The sequence below is a fragment of the Dolichospermum compactum NIES-806 genome, from assembly GCF_002368115.1.
GTDB lineage: Bacteria > Cyanobacteriota > Cyanobacteriia > Cyanobacteriales > Nostocaceae > Dolichospermum > Dolichospermum compactum.
The window spans coordinates 1172752-1198351 of sequence record NZ_AP018316.1 but is presented as its reverse complement, the minus strand read 5'-3'; the positions used below and the strand labels follow the sequence as shown (position 1 = coordinate 1198351).

31 protein-coding genes and 1 pseudogene are annotated in these 25600 nt (G+C 36.6%); 13 read left to right on the top strand and 19 right to left on the bottom strand.

Going from position 1 to position 25600, the window contains the following annotated elements:
* Positions 1–90: 90 nt before the first annotated feature.
* Positions 91–459 carry an SET domain-containing protein gene (locus tag CA730_RS05765; RefSeq protein WP_096665071.1) on the bottom strand — a complete coding sequence of 123 codons (369 nt, stop codon included), beginning with the start codon at positions 457–459 and terminating at the stop codon, positions 91–93.
* A 202-nt stretch (positions 460–661) separates the two neighbouring features.
* Here CA730_RS05765 and CA730_RS05760 point away from each other — a divergent pair, with 202 nt between their 5' ends.
* Entirely contained in the window at positions 662–1135 is a 474-nt protein-coding gene (locus tag CA730_RS05760; RefSeq protein WP_096665069.1) for a hydrogenase maturation protease, read from the top strand.
* Positions 1136–1161: 26 nt separating this feature from the next.
* Here the strand turns inward: CA730_RS05760 and CA730_RS05755 are convergent, their stop codons facing one another.
* The 3 genes from CA730_RS05755 to CA730_RS25450 form a co-directional block, all read right to left on the bottom strand.
* Entirely contained in the window at positions 1162–1536 is a 375-nt protein-coding gene (locus CA730_RS05755) for a hypothetical protein (protein WP_096665067.1), read from the bottom strand.
* A gap of 482 nt (positions 1537–2018) precedes the next feature.
* Complete coding sequence (locus CA730_RS25455; protein WP_231939990.1) at positions 2019–2435, bottom strand: nitroreductase family protein; 417 nt, start codon at positions 2433–2435, stop codon at positions 2019–2021.
* Positions 2436–2485: 50 nt separating this feature from the next.
* Positions 2486–2668, bottom strand: a complete 183-nt coding sequence (locus CA730_RS25450) for a hypothetical protein (protein ID WP_231939988.1) — start codon at positions 2666–2668, stop codon at positions 2486–2488.
* 270 nt (positions 2669–2938) lie between these two features.
* On the opposite strand from CA730_RS25450, the gene CA730_RS05740 reads away from it, so the two are divergent.
* The 3 genes from CA730_RS05740 (at position 2939) to CA730_RS05730 (ending at position 5076) form a co-directional block, all read left to right on the top strand.
* Positions 2939–3421, top strand: coding sequence for a hypothetical protein (locus CA730_RS05740; RefSeq protein ID WP_096665065.1), 483 nt, complete (start codon positions 2939–2941; stop codon positions 3419–3421).
* 241 nt (positions 3422–3662) lie between these two features.
* Positions 3663–4274, top strand: a complete 612-nt coding sequence (locus CA730_RS05735; protein WP_096665063.1) for a cysteine dioxygenase family protein — start codon at positions 3663–3665, stop codon at positions 4272–4274.
* A gap of 331 nt (positions 4275–4605) precedes the next feature.
* On the top strand, positions 4606–5076 hold the full coding sequence (locus CA730_RS05730; RefSeq protein ID WP_096665060.1) for an ArsC/Spx/MgsR family protein: 471 nt from the start codon (positions 4606–4608) through the stop codon (positions 5074–5076).
* Positions 5077–5164: 88 nt separating this feature from the next.
* On the opposite strand, the gene CA730_RS05725 is transcribed toward CA730_RS05730, so the two are convergent.
* The 4 genes from CA730_RS05725 to CA730_RS05710 form a co-directional block, all read right to left on the bottom strand.
* Entirely contained in the window at positions 5165–6487 is a 1323-nt protein-coding gene (locus tag CA730_RS05725) for a CO2 hydration protein (protein WP_096665057.1), read from the bottom strand.
* Positions 6488–6711: 224 nt separating this feature from the next.
* Complete coding sequence (locus CA730_RS05720) at positions 6712–8205, bottom strand: NADH-quinone oxidoreductase subunit M (protein ID WP_096671310.1); 1494 nt, start codon at positions 8203–8205, stop codon at positions 6712–6714.
* 356 nt (positions 8206–8561) lie between these two features.
* Positions 8562–10421, bottom strand: a complete 1860-nt coding sequence (locus CA730_RS05715) for an NAD(P)H-quinone oxidoreductase subunit F (protein WP_096665054.1) — start codon at positions 10419–10421, stop codon at positions 8562–8564.
* Between the two features lie 294 nt (positions 10422–10715).
* The gene (locus CA730_RS05710; RefSeq protein WP_096665051.1) at positions 10716–10910 is read right to left on the bottom strand and encodes a hypothetical protein; all 195 of its coding nucleotides are present in this window, start codon (positions 10908–10910) and stop codon (positions 10716–10718) included.
* 58 nt (positions 10911–10968) lie between these two features.
* Between CA730_RS05710 and CA730_RS05705 the strand changes: the two genes are divergently transcribed.
* Positions 10969–11178 (top strand): TdeIII family type II restriction endonuclease, encoded by a 210-nt coding sequence (locus tag CA730_RS05705; RefSeq protein WP_330221296.1) that lies wholly within the window; start codon positions 10969–10971, stop codon positions 11176–11178.
* Between the two features lie 260 nt (positions 11179–11438).
* On the top strand, positions 11439–12980 hold the full coding sequence (locus tag CA730_RS05700; protein ID WP_096665048.1) for an FAD-dependent oxidoreductase: 1542 nt from the start codon (positions 11439–11441) through the stop codon (positions 12978–12980).
* Positions 12981–13070: 90 nt separating this feature from the next.
* Here the strand turns inward: CA730_RS05700 and CA730_RS05695 are convergent, their stop codons facing one another.
* Positions 13071–14255 carry a CBS domain-containing protein gene (locus CA730_RS05695; protein WP_096665045.1) on the bottom strand — a complete coding sequence of 395 codons (1185 nt, stop codon included), beginning with the start codon at positions 14253–14255 and terminating at the stop codon, positions 13071–13073.
* A gap of 344 nt (positions 14256–14599) precedes the next feature.
* Complete coding sequence (locus CA730_RS05690; protein ID WP_096665042.1) at positions 14600–14941, bottom strand: recombinase family protein; 342 nt, start codon at positions 14939–14941, stop codon at positions 14600–14602.
* A 133-nt stretch (positions 14942–15074) separates the two neighbouring features.
* On the opposite strand from CA730_RS05690, the gene CA730_RS05685 reads away from it, so the two are divergent.
* The 5 genes from CA730_RS05685 to CA730_RS05665 all read left to right on the top strand — a co-directional run bounded on the left by CA730_RS05685 (position 15075) and on the right by CA730_RS05665 (position 17823).
* Positions 15075–15680 (top strand): nucleoside monophosphate kinase, encoded by a 606-nt coding sequence (locus CA730_RS05685; protein WP_096665039.1) that lies wholly within the window; start codon positions 15075–15077, stop codon positions 15678–15680.
* A gap of 242 nt (positions 15681–15922) precedes the next feature.
* Positions 15923–16273, top strand: coding sequence for a thioredoxin (gene trxA / locus CA730_RS05680; protein ID WP_096665036.1), 351 nt, complete (start codon positions 15923–15925; stop codon positions 16271–16273).
* 21 nt (positions 16274–16294) lie between these two features.
* A complete protein-coding gene (locus CA730_RS26235; protein ID WP_330221284.1) occupies positions 16295–16654 on the top strand; it encodes a hypothetical protein in 360 nt (119 codons plus the stop codon).
* Positions 16651–17106 (top strand): CBS domain-containing protein, encoded by a 456-nt coding sequence (locus CA730_RS05670; RefSeq protein WP_051424254.1) that lies wholly within the window; start codon positions 16651–16653, stop codon positions 17104–17106. Before CA730_RS26235 ends, CA730_RS05670 begins: the two co-directional genes overlap by 4 nt.
* Positions 17107–17265: 159 nt before the next feature.
* Positions 17266–17823 (top strand): CBS domain-containing protein, encoded by a 558-nt coding sequence (locus CA730_RS05665; protein WP_035081470.1) that lies wholly within the window; start codon positions 17266–17268, stop codon positions 17821–17823.
* Positions 17824–17959: 136 nt separating this feature from the next.
* On the opposite strand, the gene CA730_RS05660 is transcribed toward CA730_RS05665, so the two are convergent.
* Positions 17960–18898 carry a putative 2-dehydropantoate 2-reductase gene (locus tag CA730_RS05660; protein WP_096665033.1) on the bottom strand — a complete coding sequence of 313 codons (939 nt, stop codon included), beginning with the start codon at positions 18896–18898 and terminating at the stop codon, positions 17960–17962.
* 120 nt (positions 18899–19018) lie between these two features.
* Between CA730_RS05660 and CA730_RS05655 the strand changes: the two genes are divergently transcribed.
* Both CA730_RS05655 and CA730_RS05650 read left to right on the top strand, forming a co-directional pair.
* Positions 19019–19420, top strand: coding sequence for a fasciclin domain-containing protein (locus tag CA730_RS05655; RefSeq protein WP_096665030.1), 402 nt, complete (start codon positions 19019–19021; stop codon positions 19418–19420).
* A 210-nt stretch (positions 19421–19630) separates the two neighbouring features.
* Positions 19631–19960, top strand: a complete 330-nt coding sequence (locus tag CA730_RS05650; RefSeq protein ID WP_096665027.1) for a hypothetical protein — start codon at positions 19631–19633, stop codon at positions 19958–19960.
* Positions 19961–20124: 164 nt separating this feature from the next.
* Here the strand turns inward: CA730_RS05650 and CA730_RS05645 are convergent, their stop codons facing one another.
* From CA730_RS05645 to CA730_RS05610, 8 genes and pseudogenes are all read right to left on the bottom strand, one after another.
* Positions 20125–20340 carry a hypothetical protein gene (locus CA730_RS05645; RefSeq protein ID WP_157749918.1) on the bottom strand — a complete coding sequence of 72 codons (216 nt, stop codon included), beginning with the start codon at positions 20338–20340 and terminating at the stop codon, positions 20125–20127.
* 97 nt (positions 20341–20437) lie between these two features.
* Complete coding sequence (locus CA730_RS05640; RefSeq protein ID WP_096665021.1) at positions 20438–20620, bottom strand: hypothetical protein; 183 nt, start codon at positions 20618–20620, stop codon at positions 20438–20440.
* Positions 20621–21041: 421 nt separating this feature from the next.
* On the bottom strand, positions 21042–22397 hold the full coding sequence (locus tag CA730_RS05635; RefSeq protein ID WP_096665018.1) for a UDP-N-acetylmuramoyl-tripeptide--D-alanyl-D-alanine ligase: 1356 nt from the start codon (positions 22395–22397) through the stop codon (positions 21042–21044).
* A 222-nt stretch (positions 22398–22619) separates the two neighbouring features.
* Positions 22620–23424: pseudogene (locus tag CA730_RS05630) on the bottom strand (Rpn family recombination-promoting nuclease/putative transposase).
* A 237-nt stretch (positions 23425–23661) separates the two neighbouring features.
* Complete coding sequence (locus CA730_RS05625) at positions 23662–23928, bottom strand: AbrB/MazE/SpoVT family DNA-binding domain-containing protein (protein WP_096665014.1); 267 nt, start codon at positions 23926–23928, stop codon at positions 23662–23664.
* 57 nt (positions 23929–23985) lie between these two features.
* Positions 23986–24546, bottom strand: coding sequence for a hypothetical protein (locus CA730_RS25445; protein WP_231939987.1), 561 nt, complete (start codon positions 24544–24546; stop codon positions 23986–23988).
* Between the two features lie 21 nt (positions 24547–24567).
* The gene (locus CA730_RS25440) at positions 24568–24759 is read right to left on the bottom strand and encodes a Uma2 family endonuclease (RefSeq protein ID WP_231939985.1); all 192 of its coding nucleotides are present in this window, start codon (positions 24757–24759) and stop codon (positions 24568–24570) included.
* 65 nt (positions 24760–24824) lie between these two features.
* A complete protein-coding gene (locus CA730_RS05610; protein WP_096665011.1) occupies positions 24825–25523 on the bottom strand; it encodes a Uma2 family endonuclease in 699 nt (232 codons plus the stop codon).
* Between the last annotated feature and the right edge of the window lie 77 nt (positions 25524–25600).

Genomic DNA, 25600 nt, shown 5'->3' with positions numbered 1-25600 from the left:
CGACTTTCGTTATCAGACTGGGAATGAATTCCCAGGCTTAACTTAACCAAATGGGTAAATGTTGGGTAACATACGTCAACCCAACCTACTTTATTCCTCCACATCAAACCATACAGGAGAAATATCATCAACCTGCCCATTATAATTAATCGTAATTTCCTGACCTTCCCGAATATATTGATGAGCAATAATATCAATTACATTTTTAGCAAAATTCTTAGTATAAATCGCATTGGGATGATAAGAATGATTAAAAAGAGAAGCAAAACCTAAACCTATTGCCCCGCTTTCTCCATGCCAACCAAAATAATAATTTAATAACACCGTCTTAGTAATTAACTTAAGTTGTTGTTTAGGAATGACAATTACAGGGGATGTTTCAATTAAATCTCCTTTAGCAAAATCTTGCTGGGCAAATATACCTCTACCTTTAGTCTCTGTATCACGAAATACTAGCATATAGCAATTCTATCTGATGGGTAAGAATGATTTTTGACTAACCACTACAGATAAACGCAGAGAAAATAAAGACAAATTTTTGTCACTGACTTACGGCTACTATAGCTACTATAAAGTCAATGATCAAAGATGTAGTCAGAATTTCCGTAAATTTTAATTTTTTGTGCCAAGTTGATAATATTCATGTTATTATAAATATCCCATGCTAACTATCATTGGTTGTGGCAATCTGAATCGGAATGATGATGCTGTCGGCGTAATTATTGCCCAACGTTTACAGCAATATGTTGCCCAAAATCCTCACCCCAACATCCGCGTTTTTGATTGTGGAACTGCGGGAATGGAGGTGATGTTTCAAGCCAGAGGTAGCGAAAAATTAATTATTCTTGATGCTAGTTGCACAGGTTCAGAGGCAGGTGCTATATTTAGAGTCCCAGGGAATGAACTAGAAGCACTGCCCGAACCTAGTTACAACTTACATGATTTTCGTTGGGATCATGCCTTGGCTGCTGGGAGAAAAATCTTCTTAGATGATTTTCCCCAAGAGGTGACAGTCTATTTAATTGAAGCTAAAAATCTGGATTTTGGACTGGAATTAAGTCCTATTGTGCAACGTTCTGCTGATTTAGTTTTTGCCGAACTAATTATAATTATCCAACAGAATGTGATGGCTTAATCAACAATCTCAAATCCCTAATTGCATCAGATCCAATCACGATAAACTGGCAACTCATCTACTCTCATTTCAAAAGGCACAGTTTGACTATCGGGAGGACAAACCCGGATTTTAGCACTGCTAACAATGCCATGAAGAACATTCGCCATAGGGACAATTTGTTGCAAAATTTGCCAGTTAGTAACTTGGTCAGGACATTCAATTACTAAGGTCAAAATACTCGCGCGAGTTGTAGCATACCAACGACAATTAGACAACAAACTATGAATAATGCGATCGCATCCTTCATAAAAGTATTTGCTAATTGAATGCTCCAATTGTTGTCGAAGCATAATATCTGCTGATGTTGGCTGTATAGGGTGCTTATCATCAGCATTGAATTCATGTTCTGTTCTCGCCATGTCCGGTTATTTTCCTATTGATTACCAATTGCCATTGCATACAATACGTCCTTATTGGTTTATAGAAAGGCTTGGGTTTCATCATCATCGAAAGCACCAATACCACTACAATCTACTCCCCAATAATTTCTCAATAAATACACTCTCTGTCCGACAAATCCGGCTAATTGCATAGCGGTTTGATAACCTAACTAATCGGACACGAAAAACTCTCGTTACAGCACAATCTCTAGCTATAGGCTGATTAATGCACAAAAAACCTACTTTTCCCCTAAGATTACCCGCTGTAATCAGATGTGTATTTTTATATAACCCTGGTGAAATTCCCTCGATATCATGCACCACTGAGTAAATTTCTATATCTAACTGATTTTTTTGCACTTTTTGTCGATATCACACAACTAGTACCGCAAGGCGTTCGTCAAAAGTCAAAAGTCAAAACGAATATACAATGAGCTTTCCAGTAGTTTGGAATGGTCTATTTATTTCCGCCGACCTGTACTAGTAATAAACTCGTTATTCTCAAATCCCAAATCTGCATTGAGAATAAGTTTATCAAAATCAAAACATAGTTGTATGTTGTTTTCGTGAAGATATGCAAAAGCAGCGATAGCACCCAAATGGTGTCCGCTATCCAACAAACAATATCCCAAACTCCTGTCTTGATATTTCCAGCTAGACCTATGATAAACACAACTAACTAAAAAGATGAATCCGTTGATACGTTTATTTAGTATAACATAATTCTCCAATTCATCATCGCCTAATTCATAAATTAAGGTCAGATAATTATTCTCAACTTCTATATAGTAGATACCATTTATTATTCCCTGAACCCCACCCATTTGCACATCAACTTCCGGAAGATATAAAGCCCCCACAGACAGATTTACACGCAATTTATAGGGAATAATTTATATATCTTTTCTAAAGTAATCGCACTGGTTAACTACACAAAAGCATGAATAGGGTTATTGCGATTTAATTGCAAGGACTGATAAAAACGAGGATAAACTTTAAAATAAATCGGTTGTGTAGCGGCATCTACATAATTGGGATTAACTTGTACTGATAAGTAGGAATGCTTGCTTAAATCGTGATAGGCTTTTCCAGCAATATTACTGTGAGGCATTTCTTAGTAACCTTAAAACTTATCTATTGCTGGCAAAATCAATTGCTTTATATAGAACTAATATTTGATTTTTGAAATATACGTAAGGTGTGTTAGCGGTAGCGTAACGCACCCTATAAATACTACGCATTCTGGAAAAACTTTATTTTCTCTCATTTTACCAAAGTGATAAAATAATTAAATTTACCTAACTAACTATGATTTTAATTGTTAAATAGTAGATATGGGAAATCCAGAATATTCCAGAACAAATGGGATTAATTACCTACTATGCAAATTCATACAAATAGCTTGTCATGGTTTGATGCAACAGATGATGTTAAAGAATTATTGATATTAGCAGCACAGAATTGGGAAAACACCGAAGAATCTACAAAATATATGCAGCAAGCGTTAGCTAAAACAGGAGATAACACAGATGTTTTAGTTGCAGCTTATAGATATTTTTACTACAAAAATAATTATGTCTTAGCACTGACAACAGCAGAGAAAATAACCGCTAGAATAAAAAAAGCGGAAAGTCTACCTGATAATTGGCAAGAACTTAAACCTATCCTAGTTAACCGTCACCAAGAACCCGAAATCAGATTGTACTTAACTGCTTATGCTGCTTCAGGTTTGGTATTAGCTAAACTAGGAAAGATCGAACAAGCGAAAGAAATCAGTACCAGAATCAAAGGTATTGATGATAAAAATGATTTTGGTGCTGGTATTCTTCTCGATATTTTAACTCGTCCACCAGAAGAAGATTAAATCTGGGGATAGGGAAAAACTCCTACAAATGACAACTACAAACAATCAACAAATTACGAATCATGAATAATTGGTTATCTTTCAACTCAAATTCCCATCTAATATCGTCATTTTCTACCCAGAATACTGTGATTCTACCAGGAATGCCTACATCTCCCTTGACTCCTGTAACTAAAATGCCTCAAACTTCTCCTCCTATAATTTTTTTACCTAATTCTGCACAGTCAATATTTTAAAATTTATGCAAGGTCAGGATTTATTTGTTGCTGAAAATGGAGAATATCAAGTTTGTAAATCAGCAAGATCATGGGATTTATTGCGTGATAATTATCGTCTCTATCGCTTTTTAACTGAAGTCGAAGACGTTCTCAAAAATGTCGAAGATGAATCAACACGACTACCAGAAATTAGAATTTTGGTAAGACGATTAATGATAAATTCCTATTGGGTACAAAGTCAATCTTTACAACCTGATCTGAAAACGGGAATCTCGGTTTTACTATTATATGATGAATTAGGATTTCCTTTAACTGTACAAACAGTAACATTTGCACCGGGAACAACTTCTAGTATTCATAATCATGGAACATGGGGAATAGTGGCAATCTTAAAAGGTCAGGAAAAAAATACATTTTGGAAACGTAGTTATGATCCAGAATTTCCTGATAAAATTGAAAAAACAGGCGAAATAAATTTATCCCCAGGTGATATCGTGAGTTTTACACCGCAAACAATACATCAAGTTCAAGCCATTGGTGAAGAACCAACAGTAACATTTAATATTTATGGAGAAACCAACCCAAAACAGAGATTTGAATTTGACGTAATTAACCACATTGCTAAAAAGTTTTAAAAGTAGTGGCAAAAAACTAAATAACAGATTATGGTAATAAATATTAGAGAAAGTAAGATCCTGAGCTTCTTTTTAGATATTGTAAATGAATGATTAATTAATGCTAGAAGTCAGTCATCTTGGAATTAAGTAGGTGAACAGAAAAATTTAAAGGTATGTGAAGAAAAGTAAAATCACTCAAAACTCTCTTCCTGTTTCCTTGCCACAACGACAATTTTTAACGCCCACCTACTTAGCTATCAATCAAAATAATCATCTTTTATCTGCGTTTATCTGCGGTTAATTATTTCCTATCCAAACATCCAACCATAACCTTATAGGAGAAACAGCAATGGCCAGAGTAATTTTCTATGAAAAACCAGGTTGTAAAGGTGGTATAAAGCAAAAAGTTTTGCTCACAGCCGCAGGTCATGAAGTAGTAGCATATAATCTATTAACAGAACCTTGGACAGTGGAAAAATTGCGGTCATTTTTTGGCGATCGCCCGGTCAGCGAATGGTTCAATAAAGCCGCACCTAGTGTAAAATCAGGAGAGGTGAATCCTGAAAATATCACCACTGAAAATGCTTTAGTCATGATGCTAAGAGATCCCTTATTAATCCGTCGTCCCTTGATCCAAGTAGGGGACAAAAGAGAAGTAGGCTTTGATGTTGAGAAACTTGACGCATGGATAGGCTTAAAAGCCGTAGATGAGTCTTTAAAACCAATGAGTGAACACCTCATGCAGCAGAACCTCCAAGGCTGCACTCATGGACATAATCACGACCACCATCATGGTAAAGGTGGTTGCAAAAATCACTGATAAGGACAGGATATATTAACAAGCCTCTACCCGCATATTTTTTAACAATCAAGGCTGTTAAGAGAAAAATGCGGGTAAAGAGAATAATTTATCTATAATCCTGTGTTTGAATGTTCCTTAATCTCGCTGCATCACGCATACCATAATCAGTGCGAGTAAAGCGATTTAGCTGCATTTCAAAAAATTCCCGATTTGCTTGTAAATGCTTGGGATTTTCATCATCTAAAGGATATAAAAGGGCGGTTCTTAAGGCTTGAATTACCGCCGATGTGACGTTATACATGGAACGTTGAAAAGTAATTCCCAATTGAATCAAAATATCCTCTTCTCCGCGACAATATTCTTGGTAATAATCAACGAGATATTGAGGCAAAAAGTGCAACATATCTTGCATTAATAATGTGGGAGGAATACCTGCTGTACCGACGGGAAAGACATCAGCGTAAAGAATCCCATAATGGAAGTCTTTTTGATCTTCGGGAACTTGCCCTGCTTGGGCATTATAAGACTTTGTACCTCTAAATGGGGCTGTGCGATAAAAAACAGCTTCTACATAAGGTAATGCGGCTTCATATAGCCAAGTAAAACCTTTTGATTTGGGGATAATTTCAAAACATTCACCATCAATATAAACATGATGATAAATGGGACGACCGGCGATCGCAAATATGCCATTGACAAGGAAATTCATGGCATCAGGTACACCTTTGAAACCACCTTCATCATAAATATCTGACATTTCAAAAAATACTGGTGCCATGACTTCCCAGAAAAGTCCGAGATTAGAATAATAGGACATCATCCGGCACTGTTCCAAAAACATATCGGGAAACAGTTTATAAAGTCCTAACATGAGAGGATTTTTCCGAAAATAAGCCTTAATGGCTTTATCAGCATTAGTTTTATATTCTTCGGAATCTAAATAGGCATCAAATTGATTAACTGGTGCATACATTTTGCGATGCCATAACATAGCTTGCATACAAGCTTCTGCAAATTCCATGTTGATTCTGTCATGGAATAAATGATGGAGAATTTTTGGCATTTTGGTGGTTTCACCTTTTTCCATAAATGCCAAAAGTTCTGGGTGTGCAGTAGCTATACCTCGCCAAATTCTTAAATCAGCATCATCACCTGCATAGTGATTATGTAAGTCTAAATATTCCTGTGGTAAGAAATATTTAAAAGCTGGTAAAGGATCTAAAAATACTCTTTCGGCAATGTAAAGTAAATCTCGCCAATAGAAATCCATCGGTACAGCATAAGCTTTATAAATACCGATAATTTGCATTAAATTTTCCGGTGTATCTGGCAACATTGAACCGCCAGCTTCTAAGCGATGAATAATTTCGGCAAATTCGTGTTTTGATGGGGGGATTTTGGTAGTTGGTTTGTCTGAAATTTGTACCATAGTATTTTTTTGTGTTGGTTAATAGAATAGCTTATCTGTTAGCTTTCAAACCCACCCTGAAATGATAGCGCGGCGTGGCGTAAGCCATATTTCCGGGCTAATAACCAAAATAAACTAAAGTTTACTAAAAAATTTTCAGGTTATTTAGTCATCTTTAGATAACTTTAGCTATCAGACTGGAAATTCATTCCCAGGCGGGCTATATCACTCATGATTGATGATAATTACTTCAAAGCAATTACAGTTTTTTCTGTAGTAGGAATTGCGGCTACCATTGCAGTAGTTGTAGTTTCACTCCAACGCACTAACCAAACTGGTTGTACTCCTAAAAAGATGATTAAGGATGCCAAAATTAGGGCAGGGACTTTTTCATTCCATAATACTCTGGGATAGTAGGCTAGGTTATTTTGCAGCTTGCCAAAACAGGTACGATTGAGAAGAATAACAAAATAAACTGCGGTTAAACCAGATGCAACCACACATAAAATTGTGGGAATAGGGAAGGTTGAAAAACTACCTTGAAAGGAAATAAATTCAGCAATGAAACCAGTTAAACCGGGAATACCTGCGCTGGCCATGCCACTCAAAACTAGTAAGGCACTAATTAATGGTAAACCGCGAATAGGACTCATTAAACCATTGAGTTTGTCTAATTCTCTGGTGCCAACTTTGGTTTCGATAACTCCGACTAAATGGAAGAGAATAGCGAGAATAATTCCATGACTAAACATTTGGGCAACTGCACCAACTAATGATAAAGGTGTGGCGGCGGCGGCTGCTAGTAAAATATAGCCCATGTGTCCGATAGAACTATATGCTACCATCCGTTTTATGTCTGTTTGCGATATCGCTACTACTGCCCCATAAATCGCGCTAATTGCCCCCCAAATTGCTAAATTTGGGGCGATAATATGCCAAGCTTGGGGAAACATTCCTAAGCCAAATCGTAATAATCCATAAGTTCCTAGTTTTGCTAATACTCCACCTAGCAAAATAGCAATAGGCGTGGATGCTTCAACATAAGCATCTGGTAGCCAAGTATGGAAAGGAACTAAAGGAATCTTGATTCCAAAACCTAAAACTATTCCTGCTAATAATACTAATTGCATTCCGGCAGAAATATTTTGAGTTGCAACAGCATCAAAGGCAAAACTGCGAGAACCTGTTAACCACACCATTCCTAAAAATGTGGCTAAAATGAAAGCCCCAGAAATGGCTGTATAAATCAGGAATTTCATGCCCGCATAAGCTCGTTTTTCTCCCCCCCAAATGGAAATTAGTAAATAAAAGGGAATTAATTCCAATTCATAAAAGAGGAAGAACAAAAGTAAATTCTCTGATAAGAAAGCACCAGCCGCGCCACCACTAACTAATAAAATCAGAGAATAAAATAACCGAGGGCGTTCTGTATCTTTGCTGCTGCTATAAATAGCAATCCAAGTGAGGAAGCTATTTAATACCAACATTAATATTGATAATCCGTCAACTCCTAATTGATAACTCAACCCTAATGTTTCATTCCAAGGTAAATATTCGGTAAATTGTATCCCTGGATTGCTGATATCAAATTTTAACAAAAGGAAAATATTCCACAGCAAAACTAAACCTGTAACGATTAAAGATACTAACCGAATCCGATTCGCAGGAACATCTTTTACTGGATAAAAACCGATGATTATAGCGGCTATAATTGGTAGCCAAATTAAAACACTCAACATATTTTTTAATTGAAAATTGTTAATTGGTAATTTATTACCAGTTGATCTACAGTGTTTCCCAATCATCTCAGGTATATCATACTCCCCTCCTCGCTTGCCTACGGTGTACACACAAGTCTTTGTTTAGCATCCTTTCTAGAGATGTCTGTACACCGTAGCTCGAAGAGCAGGGAGGGGTTGGGGGTGGGGTTCTTATCTGTCACTCAACCGAGAACCGCACCCAATTGAACTAACTAAACTAACTTTACCAGTATCTAAATCGTAATAACCACCAACTATTTTGTTAATCATTGGATTATTCCTATAGATGATAATTATCATTTTAGATTATTATCAGCAATCCAAATCATAGATATTTAGAAAATTAAATCCATGAGTTGAATTCCCCAGAAAGGCCATGTTACCCAAGCACCTAAAACACCGACTCCTAAAAGCACTGTTAAGGCATAAGATTGAGTTTGTCCAGTGTTACTATATTTCAAGCCTTCACCACCTAAAAGAGAAAATAAACCAACAAAATTGACGATACCATCTATTACAAATCTGTCCAGCATATCGGCAAATTTAGAAAGTTGGGCAACGCCGAAAATAATGGTAACTTTGTAAAGTTTAGGGGTGTAAAAGTCGTAAGCAAATAAATTTTGTAAGCCCTGCCAGGGTAAACGAATTGGTTTAGGAATGTTGCCTAAATAGATGATGCTGCTAATACTGCACCCAAAGATACTTGACCAAATTAATAGTAGGGCGACATCTTTATTTAATGTTGCCCATTCGGGAAGTAATGATAAACTTTGTAAAACTATTGGTAGATGTAAAACAAAGCCAGATAAAATCATCATTGGCAAAACCATTAACCAAATAGCTTCGGGAGAACGTTCACTCATTTGTTTGGGTTTACCACCAAAAATTAAAGCAAATTCTCTAGTTAAACTAAATGCAGTGAGGGCATTAACAACAATTACTATGCCGACTAAAATCGGGTGTGTCCCCCATAAACCATCAGCTAATTTGAATAAAGCCCAAAAACTCCCTAAAGGCGGAAAACCGATTAAACCCAATGTGCCGATAATAAAGGCTAAACCGGACATGGGACGACGTGACCATAATCCACCTAATTGGGTAACGTCTTGGGTAACACTGTTCCAAACGATTCCCCCGGTACTCATGACTAACAATGCAGCGGCGAGGGCATGGGTGATGACTAATAGTAATGCTGCTTCATTTTGCTGTGTGCCTACGGCAATAAATACCAATCCCATGTAAACACTGACAGAGTAGGATAAACAGCGTTTGATGTCAATTTGAGCGATCGCAATTAATGAACCACCAATAGCTGTCACTGCCCCAATAGCCACTATCACCGCAGATGCCACAGGAGACAAGCTAAACACAGGTTGTAATTTAATTAACACCCATGCACCACTAGCAACTACCACCGAACTCCGCAAAATTGTACTGGGAATAGGCCCCTCCATTGCCTCATCTAACCATAAATGCAAGGGAAACTGGGCGCATTTACCCATAGGTCCTGCAATTAACCCGAAGCATACTAAGGTGATAATTGTGGGATTAACATTGACTGTGTCCGCCCATTCTGCTAACTCTGCATAATTCCAAGTTCCCGAAAGTGTCCAAAGTCCCAAGACACCCATTAACAAAAACAAGTCTCCCACCCGTTTGGTTAAAAAAGCATCTCGCGCCCCAGTGACTACCAAGGGCTGACTAAACCACAAACCTACTAATAGGTAAGTTCCCAAGGTGAGGACTTCCAAAATTACATAAGTGAAAAATAAATCGTTACACAAAACTAAGGCACACAGACCTGCTTCAAATAATCCCAACAAGGAAAAGAAGCGTCCCCAACCCCAGTCCATTTCCATGTAACCAATAGCGTATATCTGCGCCAACAAATTCAATCCGGTAATAATAATTACTGCACCGACGCTGACAGAAGAAAGTTCTAAATTAATAGTCAGGTTTAAACCTGCTGTTGATAGCCAAGGAATAAATACTTCTTTGGCTGGATGATTCCACACTGCGGGAAAAGCAAAAACAGCATGGAAAAATGAGATAAAAGTCATGACAACGTTGACATATCCCGCCGGTCGAGGACCAGTTTTGCGGATTATCCCCGGTGACCAAGGTATGGCTAAAAGCCCACCTATCAAGGCATAAACCGGAATCAGCCAAACAGTGTCTAATAAATACTGAGCCATTCAATTACCTCTATAGTTTGCAGCAAAAATTAAAGAAAATACACCTAATAGTGTTGATCCCTATCAACTTAGTGATGCCAGACAATGGAAATTTATCTTTGTTTAATATTGTTAGAATTAGCTTACCGTTATCTGCGCCAAAAAGGAATTATTTAATTAGACAAATTCACGATATTTTCTCTAAATTATTCTTATATTTCAATGGATTGAATTATTAAATAACAACTATTGATTTAAGTCTATGGATTATTTTTCTATCATAGAATAGGGGCAGAATCGTCTACCCCATCTGTTTCACACTTTAGAAATTATGTCAAGCTGCAAATTAGGGAAGTTACTGGACGCAATGATGACGACTGGGCTGATTTGACTAATGGGCGCTGGTTTCATATCCCGGTAATCGAGGATTTGGACAACAATGAGGTAGGCGATCGCTAGTAGAATAGAAATTGCACCTGTAATAATCGCAACTATCTGGGAACGGTTCATAAGTATTTTCTGGAAATTAAGTTATTGAGAGACTTCTATATCTAGATTGCCATAAACTCTGAGATCAGTTCCATTTGCCAAAATATATCCTAACCTAGAAGCGCGTATTGCTATTCCTTTTAATCCTTTTAAAAAATCTTGGTATGAAAAACAAAAGAGTATGCTATCTAATTCTCCTCTAGATACTACCCAAGATATATGGGTTGAAAATGAATTTTGGGATTTTTGTTCTGGAAAGGAAAATACATTTGAGGAGTTACAAGTTTAGTAAATTTCATCGTTAATTAATTTCTTAATGCACCCTATCATCATTCTCTCATAAAATTAATACCCGTCATTTATTTAATCTATTACTATTAACAATTCTCAATCAGTCTGATTCAATAACATCTTCATTATTGCAGTACACATATACTAATAATTAGCGATCGCTGTGCCAGTTGCGTAAGTCCTGTCTAAATGAAATTTCTTTGTTTATGTATCTAGTAAAGATAGTATCAATATAGAACTGTGCTGGAATTAACCGTTATGTCACTAACCGAAGAAATTCTTTCCCAACTCCCAGGGGATGTTTTAGGCAGCTTGCGTCGTACTGATAGCATATTAACATCCCTAAGAATCGGTAACACACCCATACCCAACGTAGTTACAGAAAATCCCAAAAATTTAGACTCTGTAGAATTTGATGTCATTATCTGTGGTGGAACTTTAGGAATTTTAATCGCTGCTGCTTTAGCTGTGCGGGGTGTGCGCGTAGCGTTGCTAGAAAGGGGAGTTTTACGCGGAAGAGAACAAGAATGGAATATTTCTCGCAAAGAGTTAGAAGTATTTCGGGAATTGGAATTGTTGACAGCAGACGAATTAGCACAAGCTATCGTCACAGAATATAATCCCGCAAGAGTTAGCTTTCAAGGAGATACAGAAGTATGGGTAGAAGATGTTCTTAACATTGGTGTCAATCCTATTTATCTTCTGGAAACATTAAAAACTCGCTTTCTCAATGCTGGAGGGAAGTTATTTGAAAATACACCATTTAGCGATACAGTAGTTCACCCAAATGGAGTTATGATCAATAATCAATTTACCGCAAAATTGTTATTAGATGCCATGGGAAATCTTTCCCCAATTAGCCAACAAGCGCGTCAAGGAAAAAAACCAGATGCACTTTGTTTAGTTGTGGGAAGTTGCGCGACAGGATTTCCAGAAAATAACTTAGGTGACTTGCTGTTATCTTTCACAGCTTTGGAAAATCAATGTCAATATTTTTGGGAAGCTTTTCCAGCTAAAGATGGTAGAACTACATATTTATTTACCTATATGGATGCAGATCCACAACGGTTGAGTTTAGAAACTTTATTTGATGAATATTTGCGCCTATTACCAGAATATCAAGGTGTGGAAATTAATTGCCTAAATTTTCAACGGGCATTATTTGGTTTCTTTCCTAGCTATCGTCAAAGTCCTCTGCAAACCCCTTGGAATCGCATTTTGCCTGTGGGAGATAGTAGCGGTAATCAATCACCTTTAAGTTTTGGTGGTTTTGGCGCTATGGTGCGTCATTTACAAAGGCTAACTTTAGGAATTGAAGAAGCATTAAAAACTGATCAATTATCTGCCCAATCTTTAGCAATCTTGCAACCCTATCAACCTAGTTTAAGTGTCAATTGGTTATTCCAACAAGCGATGAGTGTAGGTGTCAATCAACAAATTGATCCTAATCAAATTAACCAATTACTCTCCGCTGTATTTGCCCAAATGCAGGAGTTAGGAACACCTGTTTTAAAACCTTTTTTACAAGATATCGTCCAGTTTAAGGCGTTAACCCAAACTTTGTTAAAAACTGGTTTATCTCATCCTTTATTAGTGGCAAAGATTATTCCCCAAGTTGGTTTGTTGAGTTTATTAGATTGGATGTTACATTATATTAACTTATGGGTTTATAATGGGTTATTTTTTGTAACTCCAGTAATAGAATTTTTAGTTAATAATTTATCTATGCAACAACAATATTACTGGCATCGGTTAATAGATAAATGGCGGTTTGGTTCCGGCAATGATTACCATGAATAATATCTGAGGATAAGATGACTGAACGCAATTCTATCATGGTAAAATACCTTGCAGTGCTAATCAGGTTACTGCGAGAAGGTGAAGCATTTTTTAGCCATGAAGACAATGGCGAATTTTTTGCATCTCCGTTGTCGCTAAACCTAAATACATTTGCTGTAATTCTGTGGATAAATCAGGGTTTTTGATCAAATGTTCTATCCGGCTTTGCACAGTAGCAATCAAGTTATCTAAGTTTTCGTCAGCAACTATATGTTGTTTCTGTATCTGCTTGAACTCTGGCTGTAGAGGTAGTTCGGTGGAGCTAGTTCGGCTATGGAAATATTTAGCTTTCTCTGTTTCCAACTGAGCTACAGTTATTTGTAATGTTTCTATGACTCCATACATCTCCAGTGGGTCAAATATCCGTAACAAACTGGTTTGAGTTACGATCGCTAACTTTGCTCCCCAATCCCAGGATACAACTAATCGCTGCACTCGCCGCTGCTGCATTTCTTGATGGGCAGACCATAGGGAATCTTCTGGACTAAGCAAAAATAAGGGTGTACTCATGACTGTTCTTGCTTGAATTTGAGGCAGATTTAATCCCAATGCTTGAAATTGTACGATATCTCTTTCTGTAACAATTCCTACTGGTTTAAAAGCAGATAAAACATCATTCCAGGAATCTGTTTTCGCTATCACCACGCAACTAACTTGATGTTCTGCCATCATCTGTGCCAAGCTGAGTACGGAGGCTGTGGGTGGTGCATGAATTACCTGCGTAGTCATTACTTCTGACACACGGCGCATTTTCAGCAAGTTGGTAGGGCGCAAAACTTGCCTAATACTTTCTGGGGAGACAATCCCCACGAGTTGTTCCTTTGCATTGACTATCACCAAGTGGCGAATGCGATATCGTCGAAATAAAAACAGTGCAGCAAATATATCCCGAAATGCAGTTTCTGCCAAGGTTATGACTGGATGCACCATGACATCAGCTATTTTCACATTAGTAAAGTCTGTACCCATTGCTGTGAATTTGACAATATCTCGCTCTGTAAAAATACCCAATAGCTCTGTTTCTTCCATGACTAAAACACAACTTGAACGCGTGCCTTGCATGGAATTAAAGCCAATTTCCAAATCAAAATCAGGTAATAAACAACTATTACCTCGCATTTGATTCATTAAATTCACAACATCAATCAGGGAGGTATTGGGCGCAACAACCAGTGGCTGTCTATCTATCGCATCTTCTAAACAGGGAACACCAATGGGTGACTCATCAATTTGCATGGTTTACAATAGCTGATGAAGTTAATTTATGAAGTTTTGTAAAGTTTTTTGTCATATACACATTATTTCCCACAAATTTCAGTTATAATACGGGGGATGTAAAGGATAAATCGAGGAAACAGTTTACATATAAAGGATTGAACGATTAAAAGGTAAATTTGGAATAAAGTTTAAACTAGTACAGGTCGGCGGAAATAAATAGACCATTCCAAACTACTGGAAAGCTCATTGTATATTCGTTTTGACTATTGACTTTTGACGAACGCCCTGCGGTACTAGCTTATCCAAATAGGGGTAAAAGAAGACATTTTTGCTTTGTGGTTCTAAATTAGAGTCAATAAGCATTAGTCTTCATCCATGCCCGAAATCCTCTGTATTTTACCATATAGCCTGTCTAGGACTCTTTTAACTGATACAGGTTGCCATTGACTCCCCCGCTTGGTTTGATATCCCTGCTGGTTAAGCCAAGCGGCGATTTGTGGAAGTGATTTTCCTGACTTGTGGTGACGGCGAATTAATTCAATAATCTGTTGTTCAGATGGATTTTCCACTAATTCACCATTAACGGACTGTTGACCAAAAGCAGGTGAACCATAGCCGGCATAGCCGCCACTAGCAGCTTTCGCTTTCCTGGCTTGGTCTAGTTTTTCCCACAGGTAAGAGTCTTTTGATTTTTCAGTTGCCATTGTTTTCAGAATTCAATCACCTCTGTAGATATGATATCTCAAATATTGGTTAGTCCTAGAGGAATCCTATATTTGGGGATTGTATTGGTTGTTGATTTCATCTCATTTTCAGTTGGAAATAGGGGGTGTTTGAATGCGATTGATTTTCTTGGGAGTACCGGGTGCTGGCAAGAGTACCCAGGGGGCAGCACTGTCAAGCCAATGGCAAATTCCGCATATTTCCATAGATGATATATGCCGTCAGGCGATCGCCAAGGAGACTTCTTTCGGCTTAAAAGTCAAGCCCTATATAGAAAGAGGTGATGTAGTTCCAGATGATTTCCTGCTGAATATCATCCGCCAACGCTTAAATCATGCCTCTGCTCAACAGGGTTGGATTCTGGATGGATTTCCTGGTAACTTATCCCAGGCGAAACTTCTTGATCAACTACTATTAGAAATCCAGGCTAAAAACCACAATACTTCATCAAAACAGCTTTACGACCAAGTTTTTAGCTTTTATGTCCCCATTGATGTTTTGTTGCCAAGGTTACTGCAACAAAGTCGCCTAGATGATACTCATGATAGTGTTTACAAGCGAATAGAACTCTATCATGAGCATTCTGCGTCCTTAATTCAGTATTATCGCCAACAAAATTGTTTAACCATGATTAATGGCGATCGCTCAGTTGAAATAGTAACTCACTTTTTACAAGATTCCGTTGCCAAATCTTATTTAACAGCAAATAAAAAAATTTAACTGCTGGAAAAATATCAATCAAATCAGGAAAAAATATTTTATCTGCATGACACAAAAATAAAGTAAACTTCCTGCCTATTTTATGCGAAAGAAAAGAAAAATCAAAAGATTACAATTTCTATGGCATCAGAGTTATAGAACTTCTGAGCCTTGCGTTACCTCAACAAATAACCTCAATTATTTGACAATTTTCCATCTTACAACTACATAATCACCAATTTAAATTTTTGCTGGAGAAACCTATGGCTACTTCTGAGAGTCTGAATGAAAGTCTTGTTAAATATATCCAAAAATCAGAATTTGAATCGCTCTTAGAGGCAAAGGAGTTGTTTGTCATGGACTGTACCGCAACTTGGTGCGGACCTTGTAGGATGGTTGCTCCTTTAATGGATAAACTAGCCGAAGAATACAAAGATCAGGTAAAAGTGGTCAAATTAGACGTTGGTGAAGGCGAAAACCAAAGCGTTGCGAAAAAGTACGGTATTCGCAGTATTCCCGCAGTTATGTTTTTCAATAACGGTGAATTATCAGAAATAGTTGTTGGGGTAGTTCCCTATGAAAAATTCACCACAGCTTTAAACAAAATACTTTAACATTCTTGAGGGGGTTTCTCCATGCAGAGAGCGTATATATTTCCATGTCCTAATTGCGGTAGTCAAGCAAAACGTCAGTTTTTAACTGATGAAAAACTAGCTCACAAGTATTCTTTGATTAATCAAATTATCCGCACAGAGTGTCCAGTTTGTGACTACCTGATGGTAATACGCTCTCTGGATGGAAGTGTCATTGAAGCTTACGCACCTGGAATACCAAGTAATTTTCAGCCATTAACGACATCTAATCTTTCTCCAGAAGTTTCTAAACAGCACATATTAGAGATGAGTAAATCTATTTTATTCTCCCCCATATGTAGACATTTACCAAATCAAAATCCCAAAAATTCATACTCATTACTTTCAGGATTTCAACCATGATTAAAGCTGAAGACATAATGACCACAGAAGTTGTGACAATTCGCGGTTCAGCAACCGTAGCAGAAGCTGTAGCACTAATGAAAGAACGCCATCTGCGCTCTTTAATTGTCGAACCTCGCACAGAAAATGACCCCTATGGCATGATAACTGAAACTGATATTGTTTATAAAGTTGGTGCTTATGGTCAAGACCCCAAACAAGTGCGAGTTTATGAAATTATGACCAAGCCTTGTATTGTCGTCAATCCTGAGCTTGGTGTGGAGTATATAGCCCGCTTATTTGCCAATACAGGCATCCGTCGCGCTCCTGTCATTAAAGGTAAACTATTAGGAATCATCTCAATTACTGATATTCTCAGAAAAAGTGACTTTGTGGAAAATCCAAAAAGCTATTTTGAGATGTATTGTCAGGAATTTCCCGATGCTTTAGAAGCCAGAGTTTACGAAGATTAAATCCAATAATTCATGTTTTTTTGCCCAGTTAAGCATACTCATTTACATAAGAATAATGAGCAATCTGGAGAAAGCTGAAACGGAATTTTTGCAAATTCATTACAATTCAAAAGTTACCCACAAATTTCAATCCAACTATTGATAGGAACTTATAAACCGATGATGAAAGCTGAAGACATAATGACCACAGAAGTTGTAACAATTCGTGGTTCAGCAACCGTAGCAGAAGCTGTAGATTTAATGAAATATAAAGGTTTGCGATCTTTAATTGTTGAACCTCGCACAGAAAATGACCCCTATGGTATGGTCAGTGAAACTGATATTGTTTATAAAGTTGCTGCTTACGGTAAAGACTCCAAACAAGTGCGAGTTTATGAAATTATGACCAAGCCTTGTATTGTTGTCAATCCTGAACTTGGGGTGGAGTATGTAGCCCGCTTATTTGCCAATACAGGCATCCGTCGCGCTCCTGTAATTAAAGGTAAGCTATTAGGAATCGTCTCAATTACCGATATCCTCAGAAAAAGTGATTTGTTTGAAAATCCAAAACGCATCTTTATTGAAGACGAAATAGAAGTTGCACGGGAAGAAGCGAGAACAATTTGTACAACTAAGGGTGATTCTTCTCGTGAATGTGCAGCAGCTTGGGATATTGTAGAAGAACTTCTGGCAGTAGCATCTGACCAAAGATTAGTGAAGGAGAACGTTGTCGAATAAATACTATCTACCTTGCCTGATTTGCGCAAAATTCTCATAGGGGTAAGGGTTTTTTCTTGCCTTTATCCCTTTAAATAACACCTCTAAAGATAGTTGATGTATCCATTTTTTGTATAGAATGAGTCAGGATCTAGATTTAACTTCTATTTCTCATATCCAAAAACTTCAATTGTTGATATAAACAACGAATTTGCTGCAAATTTACACCTGCTAATTCTGCTTTTCTTAATGGATTACCAAAAATTGCTTCTACTTCTAAAGGACGCTTTTCATCAAAATCAATTTTCATGCTAGTGCGGTAAGGTTTCATTTTCAAGGTGTAATCTAACATTGTTTCTATAAAACTTTCAGGAATGATTCTCCCGGTACTTTTTGCCCCTACTACTACTTCCCTCATCAAACTTTCTACTAATTGATGAGTGTGAATATCCGTCATTAATTCATCTGTTCTCCCATCAAGAATTACAGATAAGCCATTATAGGGAATATTCCAGACTAATTTTTTCCAACGGGCTAAAAGTAAATCTTCTAATAGTTCTATTGATATACCTGCTTTTTCAAAGTCGCTGGCAATTTCTTCCATTTGTTTAGTAATGCCAGTTGATTGATAATTAGAAGCATAAGCACCTAAACTAATTTGTCCATAATCTAAATGATGAATATGTCCTGGTGCGACTTTGTTAGAACAGAGAAAACATAAACCGCCAATAATGTTAACATTATCTACAATTTTGGCAATTTCTGGTTCTATATCCATGCCATTTTGCAATACCAATACTACGCCATTATTTTTAACTATGGGTGGTAATAAATCTGGTAGAAGTTGATTTTGAGTAGTTTTTAATGATATTATGACCACATCACACTGTGGCATTTTATTGACATCATTATAAGCATTGACTTGGGGAAGGGTAAAGTCACCGTCTTTAGACTGAATAATTAAACCATTTTCCCTGACTTGTTGATAATCACTTTTGAGTAAATAGTGAACTTCTAAACCGGATTTTTGTAGCTTTGCACCATAAAATCCGCCTAATGCGCCAGTTCCTAGTATTGCATAAGTGCGTTTATCCATTTTATGTATAAAAAAACCTTAAGAAAATCATCAGAGTATATTCTACCAGAATTGTCATTAATAAAACTTAAACATGATTTACTATCTTGTAGAAGCTTTGCTAGATCAGAGGTAAAATCCATGGCTGATATTGTTGATATTGCAGTTAGTAATGATGCGTTTAAAACTTTGGTGGCTGCTGTCTCTGCTGCTGGGTTAGTGGAAACATTAAAAAGTCCGGGTCCATTCACCGTGTTTGCACCCACTGATGACGCTTTTGCTAAGTTACCACCAGGCACAATTACAACTTTATTACAAAATATTCCCCAATTAGCACGCATTCTCACCTATCATGTCGTGCTTGGCAAGTTAACAAAGGCTGATTTGGCGAAACTTGGTACAGTTACTTCTGTGGAAGGTTCTCCTATTAAAATTAATTGTGAAGATGGTTTTGAGGTGAAAAATGCCACAGTTTTAGCAGCGGATATTGATGCTGATAATGGCGTGATTCACGTTATTGATACTGTGATCTTGATGGGTTAATCCGACAGAGTTTTTCATCTGCGAAACCTTGTAGAGACGTTTCTCACAGCGTCTCTATGATTAATAAATTTAGTTACTAAGGCTAATTCTTTAAAAATTGTTACATAAATGACGCGATCACTCACTTTTAAGGTAATATAATTTCAGTAACCATATTATTTATAATAAAACTTAATAACAAGAACCTACTACAATTATCCCCAAAAATTAATGTTAGATTTCAACACCTTAATTGAATTTTCCCGCAATAACTGTGTAGGCATTTGTGCCTTTCTTGTTCCAGCCAACATTCTGACAACTTTATTAACAATTGTCCTCACCGTTCTCAATCGTCCTATGGGTCAGGTGTGGATGTCTATAGGGTTCGCGTGTACGTTTGCTAGTATTATGATGCTGCACGTTTATACTTGGTTTATGATTGGTGTGGTTATGCCGCCAACTTACATCCTGTTATCCTTAGCAATTACCTGTTTATTGACTAATATTTTGATAATTATCTGGCGGAGAAATTCTCTACAATTGTTTTCTTTTGGCAAGTAATTACAACAAAAGTCAGCTTTGCCAAATTGAAACAAGCCTTGATTCATAGGTTGGGTTGTTCGCGTTACTGAGAAGTGGCACGTTCATTTATTGTACCGTTCAGGTATAATCCAACCTACAAAAAATGGCGAATGTATTGCTGTAACTAACAGCTTTTTTGAAGTTTAACAATAGCTACCCCATTTCTGACCACTATAACTTCCACTAGCACTATAACCTCCACTATAACAACCTTCACCAAAAATGTTTTGTACTTCCTCAGTAGCTAGTTCATTGAGGAAACTATTAGCAGCATTAAATAAATCATAGCCTACGGGAAGTAGTGGAGATATTTGGATATTAGCCATGACAATTTCTCCTTGATATATTGTTTTAAGCAAATACAATTTAATATTCAGAATAGTAGTAAAAAATAAAAATTACTATTCTGAATATTCATAATAGCTGTTAATTAACTAACAGCTATTTTTGGTAATGTTAACAACAGCAACCCCAGCAGCAACGGTGCTTGTAACCACCATAACCTCTACCATAGCCACCGTAACCTCCACCAAAAACATCTTGTACTTCTTCGGTAGCTAATTCATTGAGGAAACTAGCAGCATCATTAAATAAATCATAACCGACAGGAAGTAGTGTGGATATTTTGATATTAGCCATGATAATTCCTCCTTTATATATTGGTCTTGGCATCAAACGAATGAGATTAGACTTGATATTGACTAACCTTTGTTTTGATTCTTTCAAAAATAATTCATAAATGCAAGGCTTTAATGTTAATGGATAAGACTTTATTGAATTATTTTTGTCTGGCTATTGATAGCAATTAATGGTTAATTGTTTTTGATATAAGGGGTAAGGATGTGTGTACACGGTGCGGGGGGGATTCAGGGAGGGGGCTGATGATGTATCTCATTCAAGTGCATACCGCTATAGTAGAGATGTTCCATACAACATTTCTAAAAAAGAGCGTGATTTTTTTGTGGATTATATTTCTGAGAAAATACTGACTTAATTAAGTTTGTTTTGTCTAAACTATAGGAAATAGACAACATATTGAAAATACAATTTTCAACTCTTTTTAATTGGTGAATTCAGCCCGTAATTGGTTAACAACTCGATCTAATCCCACAGAATGGGCTGCTTTGAATAATAAGCGATCGCCTGTTTGCATAAATGTTTTTAATCTTGTTACCAAGTCAGCATGGGTAGTGAAACATTCACAAGATATATTATCAGCACTATTAGCAATAATTTCCGCATCTTTACTATCAACTAATACTAATAACCCATCAAGATGCAAATTTTTGACCATTTCTCCAACTTTTTGATGAAGTTCTGGGGATCTTTCTCCTAATTCCTTCATTGCCCCTAAAACTGCAATTTTCCGCTTTCCTGGTGTGTCTGCTAACAACTGCAAAGCGGCTAACATGGCTTCTGGCGCAGCATTATAGGTTTCATCTAAAATCACCACATCATTAGCTAAAGTGAAGCGTTGACTTCTACCTGTGGGCATATTCACCATGATACCAGATTGCAATAATTGCCAATCAATTTCTAATACCTGAGCTACTGCTAAAGCTGCTAAAAAATTGGTGGCATTATGACGACCAGGTAAAGGTAAAGGTAGGCGCATTCCGGCAACTTCTACAATTTCATTATCAGTTAATATTCCTTGAATATCGCCACCAGAAAAGCCATAACTGATAACTTTCCCCTGCCAAAACTTCGCGGCTGTATCCATTAATAAGGTATTATCATAATTAAGAATAGCGATACTATCATTTGGCATGGTTGCTAATAATTCACACTTAGCTTCAGCAATGGCTTCCTCTGAACCCAGTAATTCAATATGTGCCGTTCCTACATTAGTAATTACCCCAATTGTTGGCGTAGCAATTTCTGTAAGTTCCGCAATTTGTCCTCTTCCCCGCATCGCCATTTCAATCACAGCAAAGTCATTGTCTCTACCCATTTCTAACAGGGTTTTGGGAACACCAATTTCATTATTAAAATTCCCGTAGGTTTTATGAACTTTGCCTTTTGTGGCTAAAACTGCGGAAATTAATTCTTTAGTTGTGGTTTTCCCTACTGAACCTGTGATACCAATTACGGGAATAGCAAAGCTTTCGCGCCACCATTTAGCAATTTGTTGATATGCCTTTAAAGTATCTTTAACCCGCAAAACCGGAAAACCGGGATTTTCGTAATGATGATCAACTATTGCAACTATAGCCCCTTGAGCGATCGCTGTGGGTACAAAATCATGTCCGTCAAACTTTTCTCCTCGCAAAGCCAAAAACACTTTCCCTGGTTGCAAAATGCGGGTATCTGTTTGTATCCCAATAGCCAACTGAGTTAAGGTAGATACAGATACATTCACAGGTTCAGCGATAAGAACTTCAAGCAGTTGAGAGATAGTGATAGAGACTGACATACTGATAAACGATAGGGTATTTTAAAGGTAATAACCTTATCATTTTTTGTGTCACCTTCATTGAAGATTTATTTTTGTGAAGTTCTATACACTAAACTGGTTTAGATGATTTGTACTACGTATTACTGTTGAAGTGGAGAATCTATGTCTTGTTTAATTCTATTGATTAGGTAATCTCCTTTTCTTCAACAGTAGTATTTTCTGGAACTGATTAAATCATTTTTATTTGTCCTTTGTGTTGATATTCTGTTGTTGGATAATCTGGCTAATTTCTTCCAGACTTAAATTTAAAACTTGTGCGATTTGTTCTTTAGTTAAACCTAATGCTATTAAACCAGGAACTGCATCTAACTTAGCTTTGCGTTCACCTTCTTCCTTTCCCTCTTCTTTTGCTTCTTGATAAAATCGGGTTTGTTTTAACTCACTTAATCCAAACATGGCTTCTATTTCCTCCCTATTCATTCTTGGAAACTTGTAAATTAAAATTGTCTCGATAATTTGTAAGAGTTGTTGCTGTTGAAGTTGAGAATTTATCTCTTGTTTAGTTCTGGTAATTAATTCTCTAGCTTGGGTAATGGAATTATCTGCGTTAGCGATGATTAGTTTTATTGTAGCAATACCAATGGGTAAAGATGTTGTTTCTGCTAATTCATCGAGATAAATAACTCTAACTCGTTGACTGGTGAAGAATTCTTGATAATGCTGAATATCTTGTGTATCTATGCTGCGGGTTGGATAGATAACTACAGCACTCCAGTGATTTTTGGGGTTGTTTTGGCGAATGTAAAGAAATATTTCGCTAAAAAGTCTATGGTAGAGATCCTTATCTGATTGAAATTGTACTTCTAAAAAGTAGATGGGGTTATCTGTATTGTGGTTAGGGAAGAAAACTCCATCTATTCTCAAGGCTGTTGACTTCAACTGATGAAAATTGATAAAGTTCTGCTAGTTGGGGAGAGTTACCAATCAGTTCAAAAAATATGCTAGGTATTTCTTGAAATAATCTTTCAGAGGGAACAGGGAACAGGAAAAACTCATGTTTAAAAACATGAGATTGAAATAATGACACTGTTTTTTTCGTGCTACGCATCTTTTAAAAACATCCTTTTTTTGACTGAGCTTTAAACTCAGAACTAAAGTTTTTTATTTGCTCCCTGTTCCCTGTTCCCTGTTTCATTCTTTTGTAAAATATGCTGTCTATTTTCATTTTGAAAAGTTGTTTGGAGGAGTAAAATTTTAGTTATCTGAAACTTACGAAGTGGGTTTATTGTTGTAATTGACTCCATAATTCTTCTATTCCTTGTGCTACCGCTTCTTCCATTTCTTCAATTGTTTTGGCTTTTCCTTGATAATTCAAACAACCAGCAGCATCATCTAATTTTGTTTCTGGAAAAGTTTTTTTAGGCTTTAATAAAATTCCATCCCCCAAATTAATTATTATTAATTCCTGTCCATCTTGCCAATGATACTGATCTCTTAAAACTTGGGGAATAGTAATTTGACCTTGAGTTGATAGTTTAGTAATTTCCATTGCAATAATTTTCCACTATTTATGGTAATCCAATTTTAACATATATTCATAGCTATATTAGTCAATATGATAAAATGCTAATTCATTTTCCGCATCGTCATAAAACCGCACTTCAATTCCCACAGCTTGAGAAATCCAATTTGCATTATTAAAATATTCTGGAATTGAAAAACCTTCTGCTGGATAGGTACGATACCAAACTTTTTTTGTTTTATTCCATTCATAACCTTCAGCTTTCAACAAATGGCTAATTGTGTAAGTACCATTGCTACCTTTACCAATTTGATTACCAACTTTAACAGTAATATACTGTACAGTCCCCACACCAATAAAAGTTTGATAATCTGACCAATTTAATATAGAAATTTCTGTTCTCCTGTTTAATTCGTCAAGAAAAGGTGATGAATTTGTACTTTCTGTAATAATAAATTCAGGAATTTGTAACCGTTTGTATGCTTCCAGTTTATCAATTCCTCCACTACTAACAACCACCTCAATTACTAAATCAGCACGTTGGCTATTTGGTCCTAATTCATAAGATTTATCGCCTTCTTTTTTCACCTTTTCAAATTCATTTTCCAGGGTGACAGAACCAGTAGGAGTAAAATCTAATTCCAAAAATTCTAAATAAATTTCTAGTCAAGCCCCAATACGTTCTTTGATAGTTTCGTGTTTTTTCCCTGGCATTTTCCGAATCTCCAAGACTCCATCTAAAAAGGATAACCTTAACCCTGGGCGCTCAATTAGCTGTTCAACAGCTTTAAATTCTCTCCAGGTTAAGTCGCTAATTAAAATCGGTTCTGCTTCTCGTTCAATGAGTGTAGTTATCATAATTTAAACCCAAGTTTAGAGATTGAATCTATTGTATCTTAAATTCCTATGTAGAACCCTGAGTTCTAATCGCTTTTCAAATCACCTAATTTCTCTATAAAATCTGCGTGTTCTAGAGACTGTAAACCAGCTTGTAAAACATTCAAAACAACTTGCATATTACCTATTAATAATTCATTTACCGCTAACCATAAACCTGGAAATACCTGACTTTGTAAAACTCCCTGTTCATTAGGTGCTAATTCTAAATATTCACCTTCTTCTAAGGAAAACCAACTCAATTTTTGGTCTAAAACTTGCCAAACAATATATTCTTTGACTCCATTGCGACGATAAGCTTGTTTTTTGCCATGTAGGTCAATAGCTGCACTACTAGCAGCAATTTCTACCACCAACTCCGGCGCACCTTCAATATAATCGTCCTCACTAATTCGAGTTTGTCCACCTGCTTCTGGTATAATAATCAGAATTGCATCAGGTTGAGGTTCATTATCTAAATCTAGCCGGACTGTAGGTTCAACTCCTAATGCCACACCAGGAGTTAAAACTTCATAATTACCAATCCATGTTAAGATGCGACCATGAGGTTGTCCATGACTTCTAAAACGCAGAGCAGCGGGCATAATATAAACAATTCCTTCAATTAATTCAGCTTTTTTAGGTTTAGATGTTGTATTATATCGCCGTTCAAATTCATAACGGGTGAGTTTATCCCCGTTTGTTAAAGGAGGAATTGTTGAAGCCAGAAAGGGTATTTTTACCATAGTTTTTGTAATAAGTAATAAAGCCCTGAGTGTATCATAGCAAATTATTCACAATTTTCATTATCTAATTTTATTGT

Coding starts and splice junctions, on each gene's coding strand:
- CA730_RS05765 (WP_096665071.1), bottom strand. CDS start 459: ATGCTAGTATTTCGTGATACAGAGACTAAAGGTAGAGGTATATTTGCC.
- CA730_RS05760 (WP_096665069.1), top strand. CDS start 662: ATGCTAACTATCATTGGTTGTGGCAATCTGAATCGGAATGATGATGCT.
- CA730_RS05755 (WP_096665067.1), bottom strand. CDS start 1,536: ATGGCGAGAACAGAACATGAATTCAATGCTGATGATAAGCACCCTATA.
- CA730_RS25450 (WP_231939988.1), bottom strand. CDS start 2,668: ATGCCTCACAGTAATATTGCTGGAAAAGCCTATCACGATTTAAGCAAG.
- CA730_RS05740 (WP_096665065.1), top strand. CDS start 2,939: ATGCAAATTCATACAAATAGCTTGTCATGGTTTGATGCAACAGATGAT.
- CA730_RS05735 (WP_096665063.1), top strand. CDS start 3,663: ATGCAAGGTCAGGATTTATTTGTTGCTGAAAATGGAGAATATCAAGTT.
- CA730_RS05730 (WP_096665060.1), top strand. CDS start 4,606: ATGGCCAGAGTAATTTTCTATGAAAAACCAGGTTGTAAAGGTGGTATA.
- CA730_RS05725 (WP_096665057.1), bottom strand. CDS start 6,487: ATGGTACAAATTTCAGACAAACCAACTACCAAAATCCCCCCATCAAAA.
- CA730_RS05720 (WP_096671310.1), bottom strand. CDS start 8,205: ATGTTGAGTGTTTTAATTTGGCTACCAATTATAGCCGCTATAATCATC.
- CA730_RS05715 (WP_096665054.1), bottom strand. CDS start 10,421: ATGGCTCAGTATTTATTAGACACTGTTTGGCTGATTCCGGTTTATGCC.
- CA730_RS05710 (WP_096665051.1), bottom strand. CDS start 10,910: ATGAACCGTTCCCAGATAGTTGCGATTATTACAGGTGCAATTTCTATT.
- CA730_RS05700 (WP_096665048.1), top strand. CDS start 11,439: ATGTCACTAACCGAAGAAATTCTTTCCCAACTCCCAGGGGATGTTTTA.
- CA730_RS05695 (WP_096665045.1), bottom strand. CDS start 14,255: ATGCAAATTGATGAGTCACCCATTGGTGTTCCCTGTTTAGAAGATGCG.
- CA730_RS05690 (WP_096665042.1), bottom strand. CDS start 14,941: ATGGCAACTGAAAAATCAAAAGACTCTTACCTGTGGGAAAAACTAGAC.
- CA730_RS05685 (WP_096665039.1), top strand. CDS start 15,075: ATGCGATTGATTTTCTTGGGAGTACCGGGTGCTGGCAAGAGTACCCAG.
- trxA (WP_096665036.1), top strand. CDS start 15,923: ATGGCTACTTCTGAGAGTCTGAATGAAAGTCTTGTTAAATATATCCAA.
- CA730_RS26235 (WP_330221284.1), top strand. CDS start 16,295: ATGCAGAGAGCGTATATATTTCCATGTCCTAATTGCGGTAGTCAAGCA.
- CA730_RS05670 (WP_051424254.1), top strand. CDS start 16,651: ATGATTAAAGCTGAAGACATAATGACCACAGAAGTTGTGACAATTCGC.
- CA730_RS05665 (WP_035081470.1), top strand. CDS start 17,266: ATGATGAAAGCTGAAGACATAATGACCACAGAAGTTGTAACAATTCGT.
- CA730_RS05660 (WP_096665033.1), bottom strand. CDS start 18,898: ATGGATAAACGCACTTATGCAATACTAGGAACTGGCGCATTAGGCGGA.
- CA730_RS05655 (WP_096665030.1), top strand. CDS start 19,019: ATGGCTGATATTGTTGATATTGCAGTTAGTAATGATGCGTTTAAAACT.
- CA730_RS05650 (WP_096665027.1), top strand. CDS start 19,631: ATGTTAGATTTCAACACCTTAATTGAATTTTCCCGCAATAACTGTGTA.
- CA730_RS05640 (WP_096665021.1), bottom strand. CDS start 20,620: ATGGCTAATATCAAAATATCCACACTACTTCCTGTCGGTTATGATTTA.
- CA730_RS05635 (WP_096665018.1), bottom strand. CDS start 22,397: ATGTCAGTCTCTATCACTATCTCTCAACTGCTTGAAGTTCTTATCGCT.
- CA730_RS05625 (WP_096665014.1), bottom strand. CDS start 23,928: ATGGAAATTACTAAACTATCAACTCAAGGTCAAATTACTATTCCCCAA.
- CA730_RS25440 (WP_231939985.1), bottom strand. CDS start 24,759: ATGATAACTACACTCATTGAACGAGAAGCAGAACCGATTTTAATTAGC.
- CA730_RS05610 (WP_096665011.1), bottom strand. CDS start 25,523: ATGGTAAAAATACCCTTTCTGGCTTCAACAATTCCTCCTTTAACAAAC.